The 17,644-nt window shown below is 31.2% G+C and carries 18 protein-coding genes and 1 other RNA gene; 4 read left to right on the forward strand and 15 right to left on the reverse strand.

Going from position 1 to position 17,644, the window contains the following annotated elements; all coding sequences use genetic code 11:
• Positions 1-127: 127 nt before the first annotated feature.
• The 6 genes from CLOBL_RS17395 to gnd are packed head-to-tail and all read right to left on the reverse strand — an operon-like array spanning position 128 to position 5,383.
• Positions 128-631: a PTS sugar transporter subunit IIB gene (locus CLOBL_RS17395; RefSeq protein WP_012058423.1), complete on the reverse strand. Its 504-nt coding sequence runs from the start codon at positions 629-631 to the stop codon at positions 128-130.
• A gap of 21 nt (positions 632-652) precedes the next feature.
• Positions 653-1,507 carry a PTS system mannose/fructose/sorbose family transporter subunit IID gene (locus CLOBL_RS17400; RefSeq protein ID WP_077860201.1) on the reverse strand — a complete coding sequence of 285 codons (855 nt, stop codon included), beginning with the start codon at positions 1,505-1,507 and terminating at the stop codon, positions 653-655.
• Positions 1,508-1,519: 12 nt separating this feature from the next.
• Positions 1,520-2,350, reverse strand: a complete 831-nt coding sequence (locus CLOBL_RS17405; RefSeq protein WP_077860202.1) for a PTS sugar transporter subunit IIC — start codon at positions 2,348-2,350, stop codon at positions 1,520-1,522.
• A 10-nt stretch (positions 2,351-2,360) separates the two neighbouring features.
• A complete protein-coding gene (locus CLOBL_RS17410) occupies positions 2,361-3,464 on the reverse strand; it encodes an iron-containing alcohol dehydrogenase family protein (protein ID WP_077860203.1) in 1,104 nt (367 codons plus the stop codon).
• A 12-nt stretch (positions 3,465-3,476) separates the two neighbouring features.
• Entirely contained in the window at positions 3,477-4,478 is a 1,002-nt protein-coding gene (locus CLOBL_RS17415) for a D-isomer specific 2-hydroxyacid dehydrogenase family protein (RefSeq protein ID WP_077860204.1), read from the reverse strand.
• 2 nt (positions 4,479-4,480) lie between these two features.
• Positions 4,481-5,383 (reverse strand): phosphogluconate dehydrogenase (NAD(+)-dependent, decarboxylating), encoded by a 903-nt coding sequence (gnd, locus tag CLOBL_RS17420; RefSeq protein ID WP_077860205.1) that lies wholly within the window; start codon positions 5,381-5,383, stop codon positions 4,481-4,483.
• Between the two features lie 684 nt (positions 5,384-6,067).
• Here gnd and CLOBL_RS17425 point away from each other — a divergent pair.
• A complete protein-coding gene (locus tag CLOBL_RS17425) occupies positions 6,068-6,916 on the forward strand; it encodes a MurR/RpiR family transcriptional regulator (protein WP_077860206.1) in 849 nt (282 codons plus the stop codon).
• A gap of 610 nt (positions 6,917-7,526) precedes the next feature.
• On the opposite strand, the gene CLOBL_RS17430 is transcribed toward CLOBL_RS17425, so the two are convergent.
• Positions 7,527-8,117 (reverse strand): TetR/AcrR family transcriptional regulator, encoded by a 591-nt coding sequence (locus tag CLOBL_RS17430; protein WP_077860207.1) that lies wholly within the window; start codon positions 8,115-8,117, stop codon positions 7,527-7,529.
• A gap of 287 nt (positions 8,118-8,404) precedes the next feature.
• Between CLOBL_RS17430 and CLOBL_RS17435 the strand changes: the two genes are divergently transcribed.
• Together CLOBL_RS17435 and CLOBL_RS17440 are read left to right on the forward strand one after the other, a co-directional pair.
• Positions 8,405-9,649: an MFS transporter gene (locus CLOBL_RS17435; protein ID WP_077860208.1), complete on the forward strand. Its 1,245-nt coding sequence runs from the start codon at positions 8,405-8,407 to the stop codon at positions 9,647-9,649.
• A 157-nt stretch (positions 9,650-9,806) separates the two neighbouring features.
• On the forward strand, positions 9,807-10,643 hold the full coding sequence (locus tag CLOBL_RS17440) for a PHP domain-containing protein (RefSeq protein WP_077860209.1): 837 nt from the start codon (positions 9,807-9,809) through the stop codon (positions 10,641-10,643).
• A gap of 118 nt (positions 10,644-10,761) precedes the next feature.
• Here the strand turns inward: CLOBL_RS17440 and CLOBL_RS17445 are convergent, their stop codons facing one another.
• From CLOBL_RS17445 to CLOBL_RS17480, 7 genes are all read right to left on the reverse strand, one after another.
• Complete coding sequence (locus tag CLOBL_RS17445) at positions 10,762-12,159, reverse strand: aminopeptidase (protein ID WP_077860210.1); 1,398 nt, start codon at positions 12,157-12,159, stop codon at positions 10,762-10,764.
• 30 nt (positions 12,160-12,189) lie between these two features.
• Positions 12,190-13,098 (reverse strand): HPr(Ser) kinase/phosphatase, encoded by a 909-nt coding sequence (hprK, locus tag CLOBL_RS17450; protein ID WP_009169602.1) that lies wholly within the window; start codon positions 13,096-13,098, stop codon positions 12,190-12,192.
• 6 nt (positions 13,099-13,104) lie between these two features.
• A complete protein-coding gene (locus CLOBL_RS17455; protein WP_009169601.1) occupies positions 13,105-13,302 on the reverse strand; it encodes a DUF896 domain-containing protein in 198 nt (65 codons plus the stop codon).
• A gap of 792 nt (positions 13,303-14,094) precedes the next feature.
• A non-coding RNA gene (gene ssrS / locus CLOBL_RS17465) (6S RNA) lies at positions 14,095-14,286 on the reverse strand.
• 56 nt (positions 14,287-14,342) lie between these two features.
• Positions 14,343-14,741 (reverse strand): hypothetical protein, encoded by a 399-nt coding sequence (locus CLOBL_RS17470; RefSeq protein ID WP_009169600.1) that lies wholly within the window; start codon positions 14,739-14,741, stop codon positions 14,343-14,345.
• An 18-nt stretch (positions 14,742-14,759) separates the two neighbouring features.
• Positions 14,760-15,005, reverse strand: coding sequence for a DUF1292 domain-containing protein (locus tag CLOBL_RS17475; protein WP_077860211.1), 246 nt, complete (start codon positions 15,003-15,005; stop codon positions 14,760-14,762).
• A 276-nt stretch (positions 15,006-15,281) separates the two neighbouring features.
• Positions 15,282-15,836, reverse strand: coding sequence for a hypothetical protein (locus CLOBL_RS17480; protein ID WP_009169598.1), 555 nt, complete (start codon positions 15,834-15,836; stop codon positions 15,282-15,284).
• A 258-nt stretch (positions 15,837-16,094) separates the two neighbouring features.
• Here CLOBL_RS17480 and CLOBL_RS17485 point away from each other — a divergent pair, with 258 nt between their 5' ends.
• The gene (locus CLOBL_RS17485) at positions 16,095-16,898 is read left to right on the forward strand and encodes an MBL fold metallo-hydrolase (protein WP_077860212.1); all 804 of its coding nucleotides are present in this window, start codon (positions 16,095-16,097) and stop codon (positions 16,896-16,898) included.
• A 94-nt stretch (positions 16,899-16,992) separates the two neighbouring features.
• Here CLOBL_RS17485 and CLOBL_RS17490 read toward each other — a convergent pair whose 3' ends face one another.
• The gene (locus tag CLOBL_RS17490) at positions 16,993-17,463 is read right to left on the reverse strand and encodes a GNAT family N-acetyltransferase (protein WP_077860213.1); all 471 of its coding nucleotides are present in this window, start codon (positions 17,461-17,463) and stop codon (positions 16,993-16,995) included.
• Positions 17,464-17,644 lie beyond the last annotated feature (181 nt).

Below are 17,644 nucleotides of genomic sequence, written 5' to 3' on the forward strand. Positions count from 1 at the left end.
CTCTTTATTGCTATTCCGTGAGCGATACATAAACGAATACCTAGCTAATCTATCGTTAAAAATATCCTCCATGATAAACCTCCAATTTTTATTATAAGGAAAATAATAATCTTTCATTTAAAAACAATTATTTAAATTTACTAACAACATCTTTCAATTCTGTTTTAGGAGCAGAAGGAGTAGCTTGGAAATAGATATTCTCTACTCCATATTTATCTTTCATTTCTACTAATCTATCTACATCCTCTTTGTTTATATAAACAGATTTTGTAACTAGTAAATCTTTACTTGCATCTTTTTGTGCAATACCTCCAATATTCAATTCTTTCATTGGCACTCCATGTTTAACCAAGTCATACATAACTTTTACAGTTTTTGCTATCAAGATACAATTATAATCTTTGAACTGGTATTCATCCCAATAGAATTTAGCTTTCTCTGGCGTAATTACTATTGTTTTTTGTCCAGTACGGCTACCTGCATTTTTATATAAATCTCTCATGAATGGGTCTTTTGCTACAACTTCATCTACTACAAAAATTGAATTTACCCCGCTCTTTTGTGAAAGAGTCACCATAACTTGCCCATGAATTAAACGTTCATCTACTCTTGCTAAATTTATAACACCCATTTTTCAACTCTCCTTTTTACTCTATAGAATTCTAACGCCAGCTAAAACAATTAAAATTAATGTTAACCATAATAATGCTGATGTAACTTTTAAACCTTTTTTATTGTAGAACCAATAAACTCCCATAACTACTGCTAATGGTAAAATACCCGGAGCAACAGAATCTAAAATATTTTGGATAATGAATGCTTTTCCAGAAATCGTAAATTGTAAATTTGCACTAACTTGTACATAGTTACCTGCTAAGATTCCCATCATAAATAGACCTAAAACAGATAAAGTATCGATTGCAGTTTTAACACCTGTACTTCCCATCAATCCTGTTGCGTTACGTCCCATAGTGAATGCTTGACGAGCAAAGAATAGACCCAATAAAACTTGGTAAAGAGCAAAGCAAACGAATGGGAACAACGCTCCTAATGGACTACCTTGTTGTGCCCAGGGAACTGCGATGGCAATAAAGATATATTGCACAGTCCCTGAGTCAATTGCATCACCAATTCCAGCAAGTGCACCCATTAAACCAGCTTTTGTGTTATACATCAAATCGTCTTGCATTGTTATTTCTGATTGTTCATATTCTTCTTTTGCACGTTGTGATTCCATGGAAGCCATTAAACCAGTAATAACTCCACCACCCCAGCTTAACTGAGTATTGAAAAATAATAGTTGTCTTTTATAAGCAGCTTTTAACGCTTCATCATCTTTGTATAATTTTCTTAAAATTGGCATCATTGCATACAACAAAGAAGATGCAAGATATCTTTCAAATGAATGTGGAATTTCATTTGAAAAATGCCATCTTAAATATGCTTTAGTAACATCTTTTTTTGTAATCTCTTCTGGAGCTGCAGCTCTTTTTACATTTTCACTCATTTTATCCTCTCCTTAAAACCCATCATCATAATCATCTTCATCTAATGCCTCTATACCCGTAGTGGCAGTTTTAGCAGGAACATTCTTTCCTTTTTGAGACATACTGAAAATTAGAGCAATCAATAGGCCAAACACAGCATAAGTTACCATTGTAATATTCAATGATTTTAATGAAACACTCATGAAATACGCCAAGAAAAAGAATGCTAAGTAATCCTTACGTCCAATTACATAAACTGTTGTGGCAATACCAATAGCAGCTAATCCACCACCAACAACTTGAAGGATGTGAATGATAATAGTTCCTTTCAGAGCATTGATTACATCAGCAATCACTGGTGCTCCAAAATATAAAGCTACAAATACTAACGGTACAAATAAAGCAAATGATGCAATTGTAGGTAAAAGAATTATTGAACGTTTAATAGCTCCATCATTTAAATCTTCTATAGCTTTATCTGTATATTTACCTAAGAATGTATTGATAAAGAAACGGAATTGATATAAATAACTTCCTAACAAACCAACTGGAACTGCTACAGCGATAGCAGCTTCAGGCTGTAGATTTCCTAATAAAGCAACTGGTACTGCGATAGCTGCTGCAATAGATGGTTCTTGTGGCATGGATCCTCCTGGAGAGAAAACACCCATATAGATCATCTGTAAAGCAGCTGTAACAATCATTGCTTGGCCAACATTTCCCATAACAATACCAACAATCAAACCGGTCATTAAAGGTGAAAATCGAAGCGTTAGTGAAGCTCCTCCACCAAACCATCTTGACATAACCGCGCCAACCCACAAAGCGATTAAAAAACTCTGTAATACACTTAAAGTTTCCATTACTCTTCTTCTACCTCTTTTCTACATATTTTTCTAAATCAAAGATTGTTTTTTTCAAAATATCTGGCGTAATTACAATAGGAATCAAATGAACTTTTTCTTTTGAATTAATAAAACCAACTATCTCATCAAGAACTTTTTCATCTTCTGGATACAATTCCATATAATGCAGAGATACAGGTAGTTTCAAATCTGAATAGAAAGGCATTAAAGAATCAATCGTCGACCACTTGCCTTCTAGAGCCAACTGGTATAAAACCCCATAAGCTACTTTTTCGCCATGAAGATATGAATGGCTTTCCGGAATATATTTAGCTATTGCGTCATGCATTGCATGTGCTGCGGCATTACGGGCATACTTATCTCCCAATCCTCCACATAAACCTGCAACTGCTATCACAATTTCAGACAAATGTACAAATTCTTCCGAAACTACTTTATTCTCCATATCTTTCATTGCTTTAGCCGATTCTTTTACAATTGATTCATTACATAACTTTGCAGTATAGCTTGCTAGCTTTAAAAAAGGTTCGTTCTGCAAATGTTTTTGAGCTAAAATAGAATCTGATTCATACCATTTTGCAATTGTATCTGCCAGCCCTGCAATGAAGTAACGTACTGGAGAATCAATCACTAAATACGGATCTGTTATCAAGAAACTAGCCTGCCTCATATAATGCTCAGATTTTCCTTCTGATTCTCCACTTTCCTTATACATAACAGATAAAGGTGTCCATGGTGCACAATTACTAACCAAAGTTGGAACGACCCCATATTTAACATTACAAATATGACCAGAATATCCAACAAGATCCACAAGCTTTCCTCCACCAACTCCAATAATAAAATCGATATCATTTTCTTCAACGATTTGTGCTATTAAATCTGCACCATAATAACTACATTCACCTGTATATTGATGATAAAAAACATTTTGATCTATCGTTTCTAAAAACTTCATCTTTGGCTTTGCTTTTTCCCAAGAAATTGTTCCATGTACAATCAAGATATTCTTTGATTTATGTTCTTTTAATAATTGCGGAATAAAATCAATTGCACCTTTATGATACCTATAGAACTCAGGACCAACTTTAACCTTTAAATCTGTCAACATTTTTATCCCCCCTTATTTTTTAATAAATTTACTTGTTGGCTGAATTGCCCTCTCTGGTAAAACACCTTGAACTATTTGTTCCACATCTGTTACGCATTTATTACCCATTCGCTCTAGACATTCTATAGTATAAGCTGACGTATGAGGAGTTATTAAAACGTTATCAAAGGCTAAATAAGGATGGCTCTTTCTTCCTGGCTCTTCTTCTAAAACATCTGTTGCAAAACCAGCAATTTTTCCAGATTTTAATCCCTCAATAACCGCATTTTCATCCAATAGTGCTCCTCGCGCACTATTCGATATGTAAACACCGTCTTTCATCTTTTCTATTTCGTTTTTAGATATCATATGATAACTTTCTTTGGTTAAATTTGCACAAAGACAAATAATATCAGAAGAAGTCAACAATTCATCTAATTCAACTTTTCTTGCCCCATAAGTCTGTAAATACAAATCTGACTTGTATGGGTCATAAGCTAAAACATTACATCTAAAACCATTTCTAACAATCTCTACTACACAACTTCCTGTGTTTCCAACTCCAATAACACCTACTGTTTTATTAAAAAGTGCATGTCCAACAAATTCGGCTCTATCTTCCCAACGATCCGATTTAACTCGATTACTAGACTCCATTGTTTTTCTTAATACAGCTAACAAATTTGTAATGTTGTTTTCTGCGACTGCGTCCCGTTCTACTAAAGCCGGAACTATTGCAACAACAGTATCATGTTCTTTTGCCGCATCGATATCAATATTGTTGTATCCAATTCCATGACGTGTAATCAGCAAAAGCTCATCTTTGTAATCAAAAAACTCTTTAGTAAAAAATGGGGTTACACTTGCAATGATAATATTGTATCCACTTAATAAGTTTGCAAGTTCTTTTCCATGCATTTCATTATCAACTTGAAAATAATCAACAGCTCCTATTTCCTTCAAACGATCAATGTGCTGAGGGAATATCTTTCCAAAACTACTTGAATTAACAATGGCTATCTTATATTCTCTCATATCTACTTATCCTTTTTTACAACATCATGTCCACCAAATCCGTTCCGTAAAGCCGAAACCACCTTTGCAGAAAAACTGTCATCTTCCTGAGACAAATTACGCATAAATAAACTCAAAGCAATTGTTGGTACTGAAATCCCCATATCCAAAGCAGTTTCAATAGTCCATTTCGCTTCTCCTGATGCAGCAACAACTCCTCTGTAGTCTTCTAAATTTAGACTAGCTTTAAATTGTGATTCAGCAATTTCCATAAGCCAACCTCGAATAACAGATCCGTTATTCCAAACCCTCGCAACAGCAGCTAGATCATAATCAAATTCACTTTCTTTAACAATTTGAAAACCTTCACCTATTGCTTGCATCATTCCGTATTCGATTCCATTATGGATCATTTTCAAAAAGTGACCACTTCCTGATTGGCCAGTGTATAAGTAACCCTTTTCAACTGATATATCTTTAAAAATTGGTTCTATATACTTAAATACTTCAGGATCTCCACCAATCATCGTACATGCACCACCAAGTGCTCCAGAAGTACCACCTGATGTTCCACAATCAAAATAAGATATTTCTTTCTCCTTAAAAGTCTTTGCACGTCGTATTGAATCCTTAAAATTTGAATTTCCACCTTCAATGACAATGTCATTTGGAGAAAGTAAGTTCAGCAATTGATTCAATACAGATTCCGTAATTTCTCCAGCAGGTAACATAGACCAGATTACTCTTTTTTCAGTAAATGAAGTAATGATTTTTTCTAAATTATCAAATGTTTTTATACCTTCCTTTTCAGCATTTTCTTTTGCTTTATCAGATAAATCAAATCCCATAACATCATAATTATGATTCTTTAAATTACATGCTATGTTTAACCCCATCTTACCAAGACCTATAATTGCTATTTTCATACAATCCCTCCATTTCATGTCTCTATTGTATCAAAAAAAATTTTTTTTGTAAATATTTTTATAAAAAAAAATTTTTTTGATAGAATTGCGCTTTTCTCATACTTCTATCTCTATCCGCCTCTTGCAATTTCAGAAATACTATGATATTTATATAAAGTAGCAGACATATTGAGTAGAGTTAAGTAAGATATCGTTTAGTTAAGAATATCTATTTTACTATTACTTCTATTAACCAAAAATAGATAGGAGATATTCATATATCCCTATTATCAAATATGTTTAGTGTTATTTTGTTTCAGTTCTTGAGTTATATTCTAAATAAATAATTGGCTACACTTTCGTTAAAAATTACTAATGCTTTAGTTGTTAAGGCTTTAAATAATGCTTATTATAATTAGCCTTCTCATAAAGATAAGAACCAAAGTCTGACTTGTAGTATTCAAGATATTGACATAAAATTACTATTTGATATACTTATAACAATGCTTTTTTTTAATAATTCAATCACTTTTCATACATTATTAAACTCAATTATTCATTCAACCATATGAACACAAAACTCTATATCATTTTCTTTTATAAATTTGATTTTTATATACAATACTATTTAAAATATACATTACACTCAAAATTTTTTATTATTTTTAAAGTTACAATACATCATTTATAAAAAGGAGGACCAACATGGAGGTATCTGTTAGACTTAAAATTAAATCGTTATACAATGGATTAAGTGCTAAAGAACAAAATATTGCAGACTATATACTTGAAAATCCAATTTCTGTGGCTTACAATTCTATCAGCTATTTATCTGATGAACTCAATGTTGCAGACTCTACTTTATTTCAATTTGCAAAAAAACTAGGCTATTCTGGTTTTAAAGAGTTTAAGATGGCTATCTTAATTGAAGAAAATAATTTTTCAACCACATCAATTCATGAAAGAATTGAAATTGATGATAATGAGTTAACTATGGCACAAAAAGTCTTTGATTCAAACATTAAAACGCTAACTAATACTAAGAATATATTACGGTTAGACGATTTGAAAAAAGCGGCTGAGATTATATCAAATTCAAATCTATTATATTTTTTTGGTGTCGGTGGATCAGGAATACTTGCAGAAGATGCATATCATAAATTTTTACGTTCCCCAGCTCATGTCCGTCATAGTACTGATTATCATATACAACTTATGGAAGCATCTTTATTAACACCACAGGATTGTGCAATTTGTATCTCACATACAGGAAAATCAAAAGAAACTATCAAGATTGCTGAAATAGTTAAGGAAGCCGGTGCAAAAGTAATTGTTATCACTAGCCATGCATCTTCTCCTCTAGCTAAGATAGGTGATGTCGTTTTTATTTCTATATCTGAAGAAATCGAATTTCATTCAGAAGCCTTATCTTCTCGTATATCTCAATTGAGCATCTTAGATTCACTCTATGTAATTTTGATGTTTATGAATAAAGAAAAATCAAAAGAGGCTTTATCTAAAGTTAGACGCACTATATGGGGAGTAAAGCATTGAAACCTATGACGACAATATTTTATTGAATAGTAATCATTATTATTCTTTAAAGGGGCTGTCGCACCAGCAGACAGCCTTCTTCACTTATAAATTTCTCTAAATCTTCTTTTCTTTGACGAATAAATGCAGCGTCAACATCAGTTTTTGAATAACTGTTACGGATACCGCAAGAATATACTTTTGGAGTATATTCTTTAGACTTTGAAAGATATTTCTTCAAGAGTTTAAATTGAACGTTGTAATGTGGTATTAATTAGTATATAAAAGGCATTAAACTTTCTAATGAATGTTTAATGCCTTTTATATTACTTATTCAATTCCTATGAAGCTCAATGTTTGCTTAGAATTATATTCAATCATATCATTGGCATCTTTTATATAAGTTAATGTTTCTTTCAATAACAAATTAATAAGCCTTGGTTTTTTCATAAATTCTACTAGCACAAAAAGATCATAAAAAAATTTATAACCTTGAATATTTTAGCTTGGATATTCACAAGACAACTGGGTATTCTTGCGAAGTGCGAATACCTTCTGCACTCACCAGATTAGCACTGATTATGATTCATATTCACTAATATAGCGTTTTAAAGGAAACGAACTAAGATACTTATGATGAAAATTGTTCTAAATACTTGGATATATTTTCAATGTTAAATTGCATATGCCGATTATTTCCCTCCAGTTTACTTAGCATTATACCGCCTTCTAAAGTGGAAAAAATGAAAGTAGCAAGAGCATCGGTATCAATATTTGGCTTTAACTCACCGTTCTGTATACCTTGGTAAAGAATCCCCTTAATATATTGCAGCATCCTTTCAATGCTTTGCTGGGCTTTTTTTCGTAATTCAGGGTGAGTATCATCACTTTCAATGGCTGTATTTAATACAGGACATCCTCCGATAAAAGGAGGATTTTCTACAACTTGTTCATAGACCTTGAATAAGGCCAAAATTTTATCAATCGCTGATTGTTGTTCACTTACGGCTTCAGTAAATTTTTCATTAACAATTCCTACTGCATAATCATAGGCCTCAAGGGCAATCTCATCCTTACATGCAAAGTGACGATAAATCCCTCCCCTCTTAATTCCAGTTGCTTCAGTAATATCAGAGAGCGAAGATCCTGCGTAGCCTCGCTGATTAAAAAGTTCAGCCGATTTCTTAATTATATAATTGCGTGTGTTTTCTCCTTTACTCATAGTATCTCCTCCAAGGAATGTAATCTTATCCTCATTGCACATGTTATTTTTTCTTTAATTATTATAGCATGCCTCCAAAAATTTAGATAGTTATTACAAGCCAGGGGGTATTTTCGTCAACAAACTTGATATTTTAACTTAAGAAACCAATTCTGTAATTAGACATAATAAAAATATTTTTCACACAAGAAGTGAATATAAATTTGCACTTTATTCATGATTGTGTTACCATGATAAAAAAGAGATCGTTAAGTATCTTTTTTATTATATTAAAATGAGGTGAGAAAATGAACGACACATGGTTCAAAGAACGTAAGTATGCTTGGATCGGGCTAGCTGCTTTGTGGATTATCGGCTTTATTGGCGCATTATTGCGTTTTATTATGGCTACTTATCAAGTCCAAATTTCTCAAGATTTGAATATAAGCAGAAGCTTGATTTCCATGGCATGGTCAACCAACTTACTGATTGCAGCATTATGCACACCTATAGGAGGATGGATTGCTGACCGTTATGGACCTAAGAAATTAATGCAACTAAGTACAATTTTTAGTATCTTAGGGACAAGTATCGTTTTTGTAGGACATAGCCCGGTTTTGTTTTTTATCGGATATGGAGTCATATCGGGTTTTTACGGTATAGGAGCATCTGCTACATATATTCTAATATTTGACTGGTTCCAACATCATCGAGCCAAAGCTACTGCGCTTCTGGCAAGCTCATCATCTATTGGTCTAGCCGTTTGCACTCCAATTTTTATCTCGAATAGTTGGTTAACATGGAAGGATGCATTTCTGATCTCTTGCCTGCTCAGCCTTTTTGTTGCATTGCCAGTTATTCAGGTTCTTATTCGGAATCCTGAAACTCGACAGAATCAATCAAAGAAATCTGAACAACCAAAAATGAAAATGCTTTTTAGAGGCCCTCATATATTATTATTTCTATTTATTGGTTTTGCATTATTTACATGTGGGTTTAATATGGGGACTGTAGAGATGAATTTAGTGGCTATTTATCAATGGTCTAGCGTAAAGCCTGCCTTGATTGCTATATCCATGAGCACCTTAGGAATTATGGAAATAATCGGTTCGCTCATTTTCGGATATTTTTTGGATCGTATCAATAAATTTACAGCCATGTCGCTGTTGTACGGGATACGCATCTTAGCGTTTATAATTTTGTTTGTATATTCGCCCTGGTCGCCAATTATATTTGCAGTCCTCTTCGGATTTACTTATCTAGGGGCTGTACCTGGAGGAATGTTAATTGCCAACGAGAATACAAAGGAAAAAGGAAAGTTCATTGGAAGTCTCCTTCTATTCCATCAAGCAGGTGGTATAATTGGTAGCTTAATCGGAGGTATTTCTTTTGATATCAGTAAGAGCTATCAACTACTCATTGGTATTGATATGCTTCTGTGCGTTTTAGTTACAATAGGGTATTTTACGAATTATTGGCTACGATATAAAAATGCTTTGTCTGTAATCAAATGTGCAAATGAAGTTAACAAACTACAATCAAACGATAACTAATTGTGAACTATAAACCAAATCCGGTGATTTTATTTCAAATCTTGCAATTAAATATATGAAAAATATTATTGTTATTGTGAGTCCCTATACTTATATTTTTCCATATGATATGATTATTATATTATTATAAAAATCTCTGATAATTGGAGGATAACTTATGCTTAAAGTAGATTTCCACGTTCACACTACCTCTTCTGATGGAATATTCTCACCTTCTGAAGTTGTTAAAAGGGCTTATGAGAATAATGTTAAATATCTAGCCATAACCGATCACGATACTATTGATGGCTTAAATGAAGCTATTGAAGAAAGTTATAAATATGATATCACCTTAATTCCTGGAATTGAATTATCAACTCAGCACAACAATGAAAGTGTACATATTTTAGGCTTCTTTAAAGATGATAACTTTAAAAATCAAGAGTTTATTAAAGAACTTGATAATATAAAAAATCATAGAATTGTTAGAGCAAAAAAAATGATTAATAAGTTAAAAGAGGAGTTTAATATAGAAATAAATTTCGAAAAAATTTTAAAAGATGCTAAAGATACTATTGCTAGACCTCATATTGCCAGAGAGATAATTAATTGCGGCTACCCTTATACTCATGATGAAATTTTCAATAAATTCATCGGCAAAAATTGTAAAGCCTATGTCCCAACTTTAAAGCTTTCTACTATTGATGGTTTAAAATTACTTAAAAAATATAATGCACATGTATTCTTAGCTCATCCTAAATTAATAGTGAATTCTAGCATACACGAGTTCTTATCCATGGGTTTTGACGGTTTTGAATCTATATATTATCTTAACACACAGGAAGAAACTGAATCGTTTTTAAAACTAGCAAATGATAATAATTTATTAGTTTCCTGCGGTTCTGATTTTCATGGTAATTTAAAAGAAGATACTCGTCATGGTGATATTGGTTCTGTTGAATTGCCCTATGAGTATTTGTCTAAATTTCTCTCTTCTCTAAATTTATCGCACTAAACTAAATAACAAATCGATATTATTTATATTAAAAGATAAAAAGCTCAAGGATTCTAGCATTTATATCCTTGAGCTCTATTATTATAAAGTTCTTTCTTATCTCATATTTTAATAATTTCTATGCCTCTAATAAAAAAGCTTTATATCCCTTCATAGTTTCGTATATATCAACTTTACTTGCAATTTCCCATGGTGAATGCATATTAAGAAGTGCAACTCCACAATCTATTACTTCCATGTTATATTGCGCTAATATATACGCTATAGTTCCCCCTCCACCAGCATCAACTTTTCCAAGTTCTGCTGTTTGAATTGCAACATCGTGTTTTTCCATTATATTTCTAAGTTCTGCCATATATTCAGCACTTGCATCATTACAACCATATTTTCCTCTCGAACCTGTATATTTGTTAAATACCATTCCTCTGCCAAAGAAAGCTGCATTCTTCTTTTCCATTGCTGAAGGATAATTAGGATCAAAGGCTGCACTAACATCTGATGATAACATCTTTGAATTAGTAAGACATCTTCTAAGTTTAAGCTCTGTATATCCTTCGACTTTGTCTATAATTTCAGCAACAATGTTTTCAAAAAACTTTGATTGCATACCAGTAGCACCAAAGCTGCCTATTTCCTCTTTATCAACTAATAAGGTACAGCAAGTCTTATCAATTTCCTTTATATCAAACATAGCCATGAGAGATGTATACGAACAAACTCTATCATCCTGACCGTAAGCCATAACCATACTTCTATCTAATCCATAGTCTCTTGCTCTTCCTGCAGTTACAACCTCTAATTCAGCTGAAAGAAAATCATCTTCCTCAAAATCATATTTTTCTTTAAGTATTTTTAGAATATTTGCCTTAACAGCTTCTTTTTCTGTTCCTTCTAAAGGCATACTTCCAACTAAGACATTAAGGTCTTCACCTTCAACAACCTTATTCCCTTTCTTTTCCATCTGAGTTCCTGCTAAATGTACTAAAAGATCAGAAACTCCAATAACAGGGTCATCTTCATCTTCTCCAATACATATATTTATAACTGTTCCATCCTTTTTTGCCACAACTCCATGCAATGCCAAAGGTAATGTAACCCACTGATATTTTTTAATTCCACCATAATAATGCGTATCTAACAATACCAATTCACTATCTTCATATAGAGGATTTTGCTTCACATCCAATCTTGGTGAATCAATATGAGCTCCCAAAATTTTTAAGCCATTTTCCATTGGCTCATTTCCTATTATAAACAAAGCTATTGTTTTACCTTTATTATTAGCATAAACTTTATCTCCTGCTTTTAAAGTTCCTTTGTTTTTAATAATTTCTTCTATATCTTTATAACCTTCAGCTTTTGCTAATTCTATTACCTCATGAACACATTCTCTTTCAGTTTTACATTGCGACATAAAATCTTTATATCCTTCACAGAATTTAAATATCTCTTCTACCTTCTCGCTATCATATTTATTCCATGCATTTTTATTACTTTCCTTTTTCTCACTTTTCATAAAAAAATTCCTCCTTAGTTAGCATGCCCTTTAATCATTAAGATCATTCATCCTACTTTCTATTACATCTACAGGTGTAATTTTTGACATGAGTGCATGTCTGTAATTAACTGCCGCTGCTTCTATAATGACTGCAATATTTCTTCCTGGCCTAATAGGAACAGTTAATTTTTTTACATTTATACCTAATATGTTCATATATTCATTGTCTATTCCCAATCTATCATAATCGTTATCATCTTTCCAATGTTCAAAATGCATAACTAATCTTATTTCCTTCTCCTGAACAACGGAACTTAATCCATACAATGTTGTGACATCAATAATTCCAAGCCCTCTAACTTCTAACATTCCTACTGTTATTTTAGGAGATCTTCCTATTAGCTGGCCATCTATATCCTTTATATCAACAGCATCATCTGTAACAAGTCTATGTCCCCTTTTTATTAATTCTAAAGCTGTTTCACTTTTTCCTATTCCACTTTCTCCTGTAATTAATATACCTATACCGGAAACATCAACCAAAACTCCATGTAATCTAGTTTCAGGTGCAAGCTTATCTGCTAAATATATTGTAGTTTTACTTATAAATTGTGTAGTTACCAAGTTGCTTCTAACAAACCATATATTATGTTTTTGTGCTTCTCGTATAAATTCCGGATGTGGTTCTAATCCTCTAGTTATAATTAAGCAGTTTATATCAAAGCTAAAGTATTTCTTTACTCTCTTTTTTCTAAGTTCTATTTGCATATAATCTAGAAAGCTCCATTCTGCCTTGCCTATAACCTGTATTCTCTCTGGAGCAAAGTAATTATAAAAGCCTGCAAGTTGTAGTCCTGGTCTATTTATATCATTTACAGAAATCTCCACATCTTCTTTTCCTTCAACTAGCACTTCCAAATTCAAATCAGCTATAAGCTTTTTGACTAATACTCCCACTCCTCATTACCCCTTTTTTCTTTTTTTTGATTCTATCCCATCTAATTGAGCCCTAAAATTCCTTTTAACATTATCTATATACCTTTTTCTAAGTTTTTCTTGTAATTCTTTCTCATCCTTTGTAAGTTCTCTTTCTTGACTTATTTTGTATAATGAATTAATTTCCTTAACAACGTCCTCAATCTTAGAATTTTCGATATCCATTATGCCTCATCCTTTCTGTGTCTATATCAATAATTTTACCATTTAAAATAATATAATCAATATGAAATTTTTCGACACCATTTCTTAATTCCATATATAGTCATGTCGATCATCTCTTTTGTAATTATTACCCATATTTGTATTATATTGTAATAAAATATTTAAAATTATGCGTTTTTTAACGCTTTATTACTCATTTTTGGTTCTTGCTGTCAATATTTGCAAGATGATTTTTTTTTACTTTTTTTACTTTTTTGTTTATAATAAATGTATATCTCAGCCAAATATGAAAAAAGAAGGTGAAATTATGAAAACATGGATATCTTACAAACTCAAATGTAATCTCTTATTTAGGAAAAACTTACTTAACTTATTGTTATTGTTTTTTTCACCAAGGAACAAATTTATGATTATTCTCTCTCAAAATTTGGACAAGCATATAGTTCTTTACCAAAAGGAACTAGCTCATGTGTATAAGAGAAGACATAATTCAAAACCAATTAGTGAATTAGCTGCTTAAGTTAGAATGCTTTCAAAAAATAAAATTTTGAATTATAGTTTTACTTTAAATTAAGATGTATATATAGAAATTAGTTTTCTGTCTCTTGTATCTGGATATTTACTTAGGTTACAGGGGCTTAAATGTAATATTGCATCATATATAATGAATTTGAATTTTTCATTTACCTAAAAAGCTAACTAAAGTACTTCTTTAGTTAGCTTTTTAGCATTTTCCTGCTATATTTTTGAACATATAAAAAACACCTCATTACTGAGGTGTTGACTCCAATTATAGTTCCCAACATGCCGCTTGCCCATATATTCAAATCCTGCGCCTCGCAGGTGGGTTAAGCTCAATTCACTTCTGCCTTCTACTGTCACAACATGTGATTAAATGAAGCCTGACATTTATGAATTAACTGCAAATCCCGATAATATCATGTAGGTTGAATATCATAAGCTCTACGCACATCTCAGGAAATCTATGATTTTATTATAGCACAAGCTATAATATTTTCAATAGTATTTTAATGGCAGTTTTACTCATAGTAATCGTTTAAAATATCTTCCATTTCTGTATCTGTTAATTCATCAGAAAAGACTGCTACAAATTTAAAATATCCGCTGTCTCCATTTTCCATTCCAAATTCCTTATATTTAGCTTCTACCTCATATTCATCTATAATTTCTTCCAGTATTGATTCAACATTATCTACTGCAATATCTCTTAGATATGGAATATAATATTCATTATACCATTCGTCAGATTCTGGTTCAAAATCACTTTCTTCGTTCGAATAAGTTTTTGCAGCGCTTATCTCCTCTTTATCAAAATCGTAATAAAATTTTATCATAACATAATCTTTCTTTTGTTTTACTTCCTCTACATCTTCTAAGCCATTATCCTCTAGATAGCTTATTATTTCTGAACCTTTCATTAATTTCACCTCTTACACCTAGTATAATAATTTTTTATATTCTTTCTTTATCTCTTCAAATTCCTTATCATCTTCAACAAGATTCAATTCTTCTTTTCCTTCTTCATTTATATCTATTCTAAAAGCAAACATATCATTACTATTATCGTCTAATGGTGATAATAATAAATATCCCTGCTCCCCTAAATAAATCCTTGCTATAGCTTCAAAATCAACTTTATTTCCATCCTCATCTTTAAATGACATTACTTCTTTTTCTTCCAAAATGTTCACACCTCATCTTTAATTATTAGCACAAAGCCTATCTTGCTTATAAACTAGGTAATTTATTCACTTTCATTGAATTCCTATAATTTGTGCTTTTAAATATTCTAACCTTATTATATGATATTTCATCTTTTTGTCTATATTATTTTATTTTTTTTCTAAATTTTTCTGATTAATCGCTACAAAAAGCCCAATGCATACTTCGTATATTGCATTGGGCTTCGTAATTTAGAGAAAATTTATATATTTTTCTTTAAATTATTGTTTAATATTTTATTTTGTATAACTATATTGATTTTTTGTTCCAAAATCACCAAAAACATTGTAGATATTTTTCTTTCTAGCTTTTGCGACTGCTTTAATAACCGCATATGCTATTACACCATCTACACTATGATGTATCATTGCACCAACAAGTGTAACTGCTAAAGCTGGATAAGCCGCAGCTCCAAATCCTATAAATGGTATTGTAACTAAAGCTTCTAGAATTCCATGTATAGGTGCAGATATTGCTACAGCTTTAACATAACTTTTGTTTTTCATGATTACCATAGCTCCGACATACCCTACAACAATATGCGTTGCTGCTCTTGCAACTACTGGTGCAGGTGTCCCTGCTATTAAAAAACCAATTGTTGAACCTATTCCAACTACTATCGCCACAAATGGTGATATTAACATAGATAACATCATTGGTACATGAGCTGCCAATGTTGCTGTAAAATATGGTGGAATAATTATCTTTAAAAATCCAAATTGAATAGGAATTATAATTGCTAGTGCTGTTAATAATCCAGCATATACCATTTGCTTTATTTTATTATTCATATATCCTGCATCCTCCTCTTGCTTACTAACTGTATATACACTAGTATATAATAAGTATACTTATAAGTAAATGCATTTATTAAAATTTATACACATTTTTATATTAAGTTTAAATTAATTCTTAATCTATAAGATAATTTTATGATATTGAATTTATTTTATATAGCTTTTATAATATACTTAATTTAAAATTAGTAATTAAAAAATTCTTAATTTTATTATCTTTAAAATTTTTATATTTATACAAGGAGTTTACGAATGGAAAAATTATATATGCTTGGAACAGGCTCTGCAATGGTTACAAAATGCTATAATACCTGCTTTACTTTATCAAAGGATGATGAACATTTTCTTGTTGATGCTGGCGGCGGAAATACTGTTCTATCAAATTTAGAAAAATTAAATATATCAATTAATCACATCCACAATATGTTTATATCACATAATCATAATGATCATATTTTAGGAAGTGTCTGGGTAATCAGGGCTGTCGCTCAAAGTATACTAAACGGCAAATATATCGGAGACTTAAATATCTATTGTCATGATACTTCCACAGAAGCAATTAAGACTATTTGCTCATTTGTCCTTCAAAAAAAGTTTTTAAAATTATTTGATGATAGGATACTATTCAACAAAATCACCGATAACTATACAACTACTATATTAGATAGAAAAATCACTTTTTTTGATATACATAGCACTAAAGATCTTCAATATGGATTTACAACCATATTGGCTAATGATAAATCATTAACATTTTTAGGTGATGAACCATATAGAGACACGGTAAAAAATTATTGTGAAAATGTAGATTATTTACTTCACGAAGCATTCTGTCTTTATTCTCAAAAAGATATATTTAAACCCTATGAAAAGCATCATGCCACTGCAAAAGATGCATGTAAAAATGCTAAAGAATTGAATGTAAAAAATATCATATTATATCATACAGAAGATAAGAACCTAGAGAACAGAAAAGAATTATATATAGATGAAGGAAAACAAGAATTCAATGGAAATATATACATGCCTAATGATTTAGATATACTAGAACTATAGATTATAGCTTTTTATATTTAAGATATACAGCCAAAATAAAGGACATGGCGTGAAAGTATCATGCATGTCCTTTATATTTTTTAAGTAAATAACTTTATAAGTTCTTTAAATACCAAACATCACAAGCAAAGTGTTCAGTTTCAACTAAAGGTTTATCTAATTGTATAAATCCATTCTTTTTATAAAATTTATTCGCAGCTACCATATTATCAAAAGTTTCAAGGTAACATTCTTTATAATGCTTTCTAGCAAATTCTAATAAGATATCTAATAACTCTTGCGCAATACCAGTACCTCTTACCTCTTTTAATGAATACATCTTTTGTAATTCACATACACCTTCAGCATTTTCTAATGGTCCTATGCCGCAACCTGCTACTATTTTACCATCCTCTTCAACAACCAAATACTTAGATTTCTCGTTTATATAAACCTGATAAAAACATCCTAAGTTAGGATCAGACCAAGCACATCCAGGTTTGTTTGCCCCAAATTCTATTAAACAAGTTCTTATAAGCGATTCAACTTGCTTATTATCTTTTTCTTGTATTTCTCTTATTAACATAAGCCCCTCCCTTTGTTTTCATTAAGTATATTTAGTTATTTATTATAACATAATAATTCAATTCCATATCAAAAAGGAATTTTTTACATTAAATTATTACAATATGTTAAAATAACTAAAAACGCATATAATTTCTTTTATGCGTTTTTATTGTTTTATATCTAATTATTACTTTTATATC

The organism is Clostridium sp. BL-8, assembly GCF_002006495.1.
In the GTDB taxonomy this organism is placed as follows: domain Bacteria; phylum Bacillota; class Clostridia; order Clostridiales; family Clostridiaceae; genus Clostridium.